6 protein-coding genes and 1 pseudogene are annotated in these 8,764 nt (G+C 29.0%); all 7 read right to left on the bottom strand.

The window, feature by feature from the left end; all coding sequences use genetic code 11:
* Window positions 1–117 precede the first annotated feature (117 nt).
* Window positions 118–1,599, bottom strand: a complete 1,482-nt coding sequence (locus B9N71_RS12265) for a hypothetical protein (protein WP_085166104.1) — start codon at window positions 1,597–1,599, stop codon at window positions 118–120.
* Window positions 1,600–1,744: 145 nt separating this feature from the next.
* Window positions 1,745–2,695, bottom strand: a complete 951-nt coding sequence (locus B9N71_RS12270) for a hypothetical protein (RefSeq protein WP_085166105.1) — start codon at window positions 2,693–2,695, stop codon at window positions 1,745–1,747.
* Between the two features lie 28 nt (window positions 2,696–2,723).
* Window positions 2,724–3,593 (bottom strand): hypothetical protein, encoded by an 870-nt coding sequence (locus B9N71_RS12275; protein WP_085166106.1) that lies wholly within the window; start codon window positions 3,591–3,593, stop codon window positions 2,724–2,726.
* 23 nt (window positions 3,594–3,616) lie between these two features.
* Complete coding sequence (locus tag B9N71_RS12280) at window positions 3,617–5,080, bottom strand: hypothetical protein (RefSeq protein ID WP_085166107.1); 1,464 nt, start codon at window positions 5,078–5,080, stop codon at window positions 3,617–3,619.
* Window positions 5,081–5,084: 4 nt separating this feature from the next.
* A complete protein-coding gene (locus tag B9N71_RS12285) occupies window positions 5,085–6,476 on the bottom strand; it encodes a peptidoglycan-binding domain-containing protein (RefSeq protein WP_085166108.1) in 1,392 nt (463 codons plus the stop codon).
* A 42-nt stretch (window positions 6,477–6,518) separates the two neighbouring features.
* Window positions 6,519–7,577, bottom strand: a complete 1,059-nt coding sequence (locus B9N71_RS12290; protein WP_085166109.1) for a hypothetical protein — start codon at window positions 7,575–7,577, stop codon at window positions 6,519–6,521.
* Window positions 7,578–7,591: 14 nt separating this feature from the next.
* A pseudogene (locus B9N71_RS13125) lies at window positions 7,592–8,764 on the bottom strand (hypothetical protein); the annotation flags it as partial.

Raw genomic sequence — 8,764 nt, forward strand, 5'->3', positions numbered from 1 at the left:
TGCCATTAATCACCTTGCCAATCTCAGTGTCGAATAACGGCTGCGTTGTTGAATTTCCGCTTTCAGAGAGCTTGTCTGTTCAGGCGTGTTTCATGGTGACTGACTAATGCTTTTTTGTCATTGCTGATAAGTTAATTCCTCATCTGTTGGTTGTCTGTAAGCAGTAAAATGATTGTCGCTAACAAAAAATAATGTATTTTTCATATAAATTGCCTGATTACCATTTAATAAAAACTTAGAAAAAGGTGTTTTTTCAAAACCATGGATGGAGATGTATTCTAATTCATTACTAATATCAATGTCATAACTTTTAAAGTTTTCCACATGTTGTTGATATAATTCATCATTATCAAAAAAACGTTTTGAATTCACTTTACCAAAGCTTATTGAATAAGCTTGTTGATAATTAACACATAGCTTTTCCTCATTTGGATTTAAAGTTAATATTGTACTTTCAAACTGGTCGTAATCTAACCCATGAGCAAAACGTAAATAATTATTTCCTTGTTTATTGGTTAGTAAAAGACTTTTTTTAGAATGTATATTATTATTTTTAGTAGCAAATTCTTTATAGCAATTAGATATGACAGGTATTTCTCTAAACTTACCATCTTTGGCTATTTTATAATGTTGTATTTCAATTGTTTCATCAGTAAAACGTTGTTGACGTTCAATTTGGTAATTTTTATCAATATTATAATAAATAAATCCTTGAGCAAGATCGTCTATTCCAGAATTTTTTCTTGTTAATCCATTGGGATTTTTCAAAATAATCTTATCAATCACATCAAAATTATCAGAAAATAAATAAAGATAAGTTATCATTTCTCCATTTCTTTGTAGTCCTTCAATTAAAATTGGTCTAATTCTGTTATGAAGGACAGGAAGTTTTATACCAGAAAGATGAGTTATATAATCGTGGCGTTGAGCATATAAATCATTATTAGATAACTGTAAATAATTAACAAAACTTCGAGAAATATTATGGGGATAATATTCATTTTCATTAAAAAAATTATAATAAAAATGTTTATAATTATTATCTTTAATGAAGTCTCCTGTAATCCGAGAATTGTGCGGCAGTTTAAGGGATGGAAAATGTTTACTTATTTGTTTAAAAGCATTTTTGCCAGCTGGCTTTAAAAAGGATAATGCCATCTCTTGATTAATAAAAACTAACTGGTCATTAAGATAAATCACTTTTTGTTCAGGCAATAATAGTTTAGCAAAGTTACTATCTATTGAAAAATCAAACTGTAAATAATGCACTTCGTCTTTTTGTAAAGGAAAATTTTTAAGTAAATCAGAATGTAATAAATTATCAGGTATTAATTGAGATATATTTGCGACCTTTCCTATTTTTACAGGATACCTATTTTCATTTATATAGAAAATATTATCTTTGAACTTGATACTTAGATTATTAAGATAATCATCATTTTTTTTGTTTATCATCTGATTATTGTCAAAATATTTATCCAAAATCCAGTATGTTTGCTCGCTATTTTTTTCTTTGGCATAACAATAAGAATAATTTAAAAAAATAAAAATAAAGAAAATAAATTTCTTTAACCAGTCATATTTTTTTAATCTTGCCATTTTGATATCCCCATTTTTTATTTCCTTTAGGAAATTTTTTTTGTGGTTATTAATCATATACTTTCTTTATTATCACTAACTAGTTAGTGATTAAATTATACTCACCAAGCTTTTATAGTTTATTAGATAGACAAACCTAAATACCTCATCTTTTTAATTTAACAAAAATTCCATTTTCATTAATAATATAGCTTGTTTGATTTAAGAAAATCGTTGCTTTTTTATATCCATCATAAGGGGATTGAATTTTTTTAATAGTTATACGGTAATTTTCATCAATGAGATACCTATTCCAAATACCACCATCCTCTAATTCAATATTTTCACCTAGTTCCATACGATCAATGAAATCAAAATCCTCAGAAAGGCTAATTAGCGATAATTGAGGTGCGCCAGAAATGGAATATGAAAATAATAGTATTAAATTTATTTTTTTATATTTTTTCAATTTTATTGCGTGAAGATAATCATCCTTTGCTATACCTTTTAAAAAAAAATTAAACTCATCAGGTATTGGAGAAAAACCATCATTTTCTTCAAGAGGCCAATAACGATCAGTCAATGGAAGAATTGCAGTATTTAAATTATTATAAATACTAGCCAGTTCTTGACGCATTTTTTGTTTATTTTTAAATGTTAAAATAAGTTCATTATTAATAAATAAGAAAAGATAATCAGAATTAAACACTAATGATTGATTTAAATTATATTGCTCGGGTAATGTTTCAAAAATGAAATATTGATTTTCTTGCTGGTGGTCAACTAAATTTAAACGTTTTAATTCTTTTTGCAACAAACGCTTAAAGTCAGGTATTAAATTATCATTTGTTGGTTTTATATGAATAGAATATTTTTCATTAAATATTAATTGATACTGGTTGCTTCTAATCAAAAACCCATTAAATAATTTGGATAATTGATAAACACTTTCAGAATTAGACAGAGAATTAGGGAAATAATTAATATTGACTAACTGCCATTCTATCATGTCTTCTTTTATCAATTCATTTACGTTATTTTCTAATCTAGCATTTACTATCGATGTAACAAAACAACATAAACATACAATGGCAAATCTATTTATTATTTTTAACATTATTAACCTCTATAATAGATTCTTTAAACTATTTATTAATAAGTGTGATTAATTTTTCTTTATTTAAAGTAGTGGCATCAGTACAAAAATATTCATCTAATAAATATTGTTTTTCAAATGATCTAACATCCATATGAATCCAACTATAAGTATGCCCACTTATTTTTTCTCCTGTTGGAGTTAATCCTATTGGCTCTGTAGTAAATAAATTTATATTATCCCAATCATTTTGAGTATTAAGATAAGTCTTAAAAAAGTTATCACGAATATATAGTAAAGGTGCAATATTATTTTTATTTAGTCCTCCGATAGCCCATGTACCTTTATAAAATTGAATATCTAATGCTTTTCCTCTGTGATTAGCTGTTTTTCCATCTGTGTGGGAATGACAGCGATAACCAGATGAAATTAATCTAAATTTATAAACATCTTGTCTAGCTAAATAAAAGTTTAATGCACAAAGACCAAATAATAATGATCTGTGTATACCAGGAAATTCATAAGTATTATATCGTTCTGGTGAAGTATTTGTTCCTAAACCATTACCAAATCCACTACATTTTTTAGGGGAACATTTACATTTAAGTTGTAGCCAAATTGTATTATTGATTGCATATTCCTCCTGAAATTCATCAATCGCTTTTATTACATTCATATCTACAACACCTGTTTCATCGATTTGCATATAAGATAGATTGGTCAGTTTAGGGGTATTGGCATCGCTTTGTTCTGTGCTAGTTGTTTGATTTTGAGCTTGCGCTTGCGCTTGTGCCACTTGTTTCCACCACAGTGACGGTTTAATGCGCTCTTCTTTTTCTAGTTGCCAGTTTGTTTTGTTTTCAACTAAAATGATTGTCTTTTCTCTTTCCAGTAATCTATCTGCTAATGCTCGTTTCATGGAAAATCATTAATATCTTTGTGTTATTGCGTATAAACTAACTCCTCTTTTGTTGGTTGTCTGTAAGCCACAAAATAATCTTTACCTACAATAAATAATGTATTGTTCATATAAATGGCTTGATTGCCATTTAATAAAAATTTAGCTATAGGTTGTTCATCAATATTTTCAAATGTGACATATTCCAATTCGTTACTGATATCAATGTGATATTTTTTAAAATTTTCTACTTGCTGTTGATATAATGCCTCATTACAAAAAAATTGTTTTGAATTAGTCTTACCAAAGTTTACCGGATAAGCTTGTTGATAATTAACACAAAGTTTTTTTTCATTAGCATTTAAAGTTAATGTCGCACTATCAAGCCCTTCTAATTGACCACCATCAAAACGTAAATAGTTATTTGCTTGTTTACTTGTTAACAAAAGGCTTCTAGCCGAATGCTTATTTGGATTTTTAGTACCCCATTTGCTATAGCAATTAGACGTAACCGGTATTTCTTGAAACTTTCCTCCTTTTGTAATTTGAAAATGTTGTATTTCTATTGTTTCATCTTCAAAGCGTTGTTGGCGTTCAATTAAATAGTTTTTGCTTATATCGTAACCAAAAAATCCAATTGCCCCTCCCCCTGTAGCCGGGTTCTCTCTTGTCATACCAGATTGAGATGACAATATAATTTTATCTAAAAAATCAAAATTTTCTGATAAAAGGTGAAGGTAAATTATTTGCTCTTCATTTTCTTGTGTGCCAGTTATTAAAATTGGATTTATCACATTATTAATTTGAGGTAGCTTTATTCCATTTAAATCAATTAAATAATTATTTAACTGTTCATATAAACTATCGTTATCAAATAAGTTTAAATAGTATGCAAAACTTCTTGATATATTTTGAGGATAATTATAATAATTCTCATCCTTAATGAATTTCTCCGATCTTTTAGAATTAATTGGTAAATTTAATGAGGGAAATTTATTACTTAATTTTTTAAATGAATACTTGTTTTGGGGTTTTAAAAAAGATGCAACTAAATATTCATTTATAAATAATAACTGTTCATTTCCAAAAATCAATCTATGCTTTGGCAATAATAGTTTAGCTAAATCAATATCTAAAACATCATCGAATTGTAAATAATTTATATCCCCATTCGGTAAAATAAATTCGTTGATAATTGGATTTTCAATTAGATTTTTTGTGAGTAATTGGGATAAATCAGATGTTCGATGTACGCTAACATTATACTGGCTATTATTAATATAAATGATATTATTAACCAACTTAACTCGTAAATTATTCAAATAGTTAGGATTATAACTATCTTTTTTCATTAGATAATTATTTTCAATATATTTATCTAAAACCCAATAAGCTTGATTAATATCTTTTGCATAGACATATGAAAAATGAAAAAAAACATATAATAAACAAACAAGTTTTGCTAATGATATATTTTTTTTCATTATATAAAAATAAAATCCAAACATGTTATTAACTTCCTAAATTTTTAACTAACTCTTTTAAATATTTACCATTGACATCTTTTGCTGTTTTGACAAAAAACTGATTTTTCAAAAACTTACTCTCAAAAACCCGAACATCATAATGAACCCAAACGCTCGCTATACTTTGATTGTCACGTCCTCTTGTTGGATGATATCTTGTATAGCTATTCTCTAAAGCAATACCATTAGAATGAAACCATCTGTATTCCGCATTTGTTTTTTCAGTTAAAATGTCGCGAACTAAATCACAACAATTGATCCTTTCATCTCTACTGTGTTCAGATTTTGATTTTTCTTTTTTAATGACATGGATATCGAGCGCTTTACCCATATGGTTAGTACTTTTTCTATTATTATAAATATTATCAGCCCAACATCGGTAACCAGAAGATACGATTTCCACAGTCAAGTGTTGACATCGTTCATCTGAATCAATATAAAACATAATACTTCTTAATACCCAAAACAAGGTCCGATGTAAGCCTGGATATTCAATCCCATAGGCATAATCAGTATCTGTTTTTCCATTATTAGTTTTATTAAGCCCAAAACCATTACAAGTTGGCTCAGTCAGATTTTTAAAAGTTGAACATTGGCATCGAGCCTGTGTAAAAAATGAATCTATTGAATACTCATCTTGGAATCTATCAATCGCTTGTATAACTTGTATATCAACAACGCCCGTTTCCTCAACTTGCATATAATCACGTTGAAACTGTTTTATCATATTTTCCGTTCTTTCAGTAAATTCATCGGTTGGTACATTGCCACCAAAACCTGCAATGCGGATATTAATTTCCCGAATAATCTCATGCTTATCCCCTTTCTGAAAAAGAATCTCGCTTTTAGGGAAGTAATCTATCATCGCCACCGGATGAATAAACCAAGCCTTGCCGTCTGCGGATAGATTGGATAGTTTAGGGGTATTGGCATCGCTTTGTTCTGTGCTAGTTGTTTGATTTTGAGCTTGCGCCTGTGCCACTTGTTTCCACCAAAGTGATGGTTTAATGCGTTGTGCTTTTTCTATTTTCCAGTTTGTTTGGATGTATTTAAATGCTTCATCCACCATTTTTAAAGCAAAATCACGGAGGTAAGGCTCGGTGATACCAAGCTCATCTAATCCCGCTTCAATAAGTGCTTTTTGTTGTTGTTTTTCTTCTTCAAATAAGTCATCAATTTCATTCCATTTGCTTAACGCTTCATCGGCATACCATTCGCTTTCATATTTCACCAGTAAATGCCCTATCAGCTCCGCTGTCCAGCTTCTGCGTAATCCTTCCTTTAAATCCCTATCCGTAAAAGTCGGCGGCGGTAGGTCTTTTTTCCGTTGTGTTGAATATATCAGTGTGCCTGTTAAAATTTGGTGTAATGCCCGCATCGCTGGCTATCATCTTCTAAATCCAATTTGATCATTTTATTCTTAATTATTGTGACATTTTACGACGCCTTGTCTATCTCGATTTTTACACGAAATCGATTCCAATAGCTTGAAGTGCCCACTATTATCTATTTTATAATGTCTCCATTTTTCAATACTTTGAGTTTCGTCACTACCAACATCATTTAACAACCAAATATTATCAATATTTTTATCAATATAGTAATACTGTGAAAAAGCAGCCGATTCTAAAATTTTTTCTTTATAAATAGATAATCTATCAATTAATTTATTATCTTTTTCAATATTTAAATATATTTCGAAATCAAACTCTTTGTGCTGTTTTTTAGTTAAATTATATTGATATTCTCCTTTTTGATATATTACTTTCTTTTTGTCAAATAAAGTTTCACTAACTTCACCAAAATAAGAATCTAATTCGTTCAAATCACACTCACTATAAAAATATGAATTATAATAAGATCCATCAGCTGGGAAATCACACTTCTTATTCATATCATCTATAATTTTTTTATTAGCCAACATTGGATGACCAAACCAATTAAATTCACGATTTGGTATCTTATAATTAAATCCTCTATAGGTTACAGGTGATCCGTTATTTTTTTCTATATGCTTCGAAAATGTTATCAAGTAACCTGACCTAGTCAAAAAAACAAAATAATTATCTACCTTTATTAAATCAGTCAAATCTTCTTTCAGACATAAATCATTTTTATCATTATTAGGAAATTTTATTACCTCAAATTGATTTCCTAAAGGGATTTTTTCTTCTGAAAAAATTTTTTTATACTCCTCTACTTCTGGGATTTTCCAATGAGATAAAAGAGAAGTAATATCTGTTGTTGTCTCATACGAAATAAAACAAATTGTATCAACTATAACTTCTCCATCGATTAATATCAGTTTAATTTTCGAATATCTTTCTATTAAACTTTGCCTTTTAGAATCTGATTCTCTTCCAAAAATAGAATTCTTTGAAACTTTATAAAAATCCCAAATATCTGGAGATTCATTTGAATGTACATTTCCTACAAAAAAAATAAAAAATGAAATCAAAGTTAAAAAAATTTTTTTCATTTCATATTATCCTGCTAATTTAAATTTTCGAATTGTCCTATTACTTTAATAGCATTAAAATCAAAATTTTCTGTATGTAAATGGCTATCATGTAACTTTCCACCATTTATTATTCCTGATATACCTTCAAATAATTTATAAATTGTTGCTCCTATCCGAAACGTTCCAAAATGAAATTTAGCTAAAGCATTAACAAATTCTTTATCTTTTTCCCAATCCGATAAATTTCTATCTTTTTTAATGTATTTTGTGTCAATACTTTGACCATTTATGTGTAAAGCGCTAGGAAAACATGAACCTTGTTCATAAGCGCTACCTGTCACAATGATATTTTCCTTTATTTCAGCTAATGCACCTATAAAACCGGCTAGAATATCTGAGTTAGTATATTTTCGATAAGTTTCTTTAAGTTCATATTTAATAACTACATCATTGCTTTCATAGTTAATACTATCTGGCATTCTAACCAATTGCGCTTCTTCTTGCTGTTTTGTATAAAGTCGCCATACAATTCCATCTTGGTCATGTATTCCGTATTCAGCTATATCTCCATTAGCCATAGTTAGCCTTTCATAAATACTTACACCATTTTCTTTTTTTATCCATTCATGAATATCACCATTTTCATATTTAGCTTTAGCTACTATATAACCATCACTAACATTAGTTTTAGTTTCCGAAACCCTTCCATGATCGGGATATTTAAATGTTTTTCTAGGGTGTCTATTAAATCCTTTCTTATTAATCGTATGCCAATCTGCTATACATATTTCATGCTCATTATTATCTTTATCATGATAAACGTATTTATATTTTTGTTCATAACCTTTCAATATTTCTTGTGGTATATGTTTTTCAATTTTTCCATCATGATAAATATGATAAGTAGCTATGCCTGCGCCTGAAAAATAATCCATCATCGCTACAGGATGAATAAACCATGCTTTGCCGTCTGCGGATAGATTGGTCAGTTTAGGGGTATTTGCTTCTGTGTTTGCTGTTGGGTTTTGCACTTGAGCCTGTGCCACTTGTTTCCACCACAGTGATGGTTTAATGCGTTGCGCTTTTTCTAGTTGCCAGTTTGTTTTGACATGTTTATGCGCTTCGTCCACCACGTCTAAGGCAAAATCACGGAGGTAAGGCTCGGTGATGCCAAGCTCATCTAATCCCGCTTCAATAAGTGCTTT

The organism is Gilliamella bombi, assembly GCF_900103255.1.
In the GTDB taxonomy this organism is placed as follows: Bacteria; Pseudomonadota; Gammaproteobacteria; order Enterobacterales; family Orbaceae; genus Gilliamella; species Gilliamella bombi.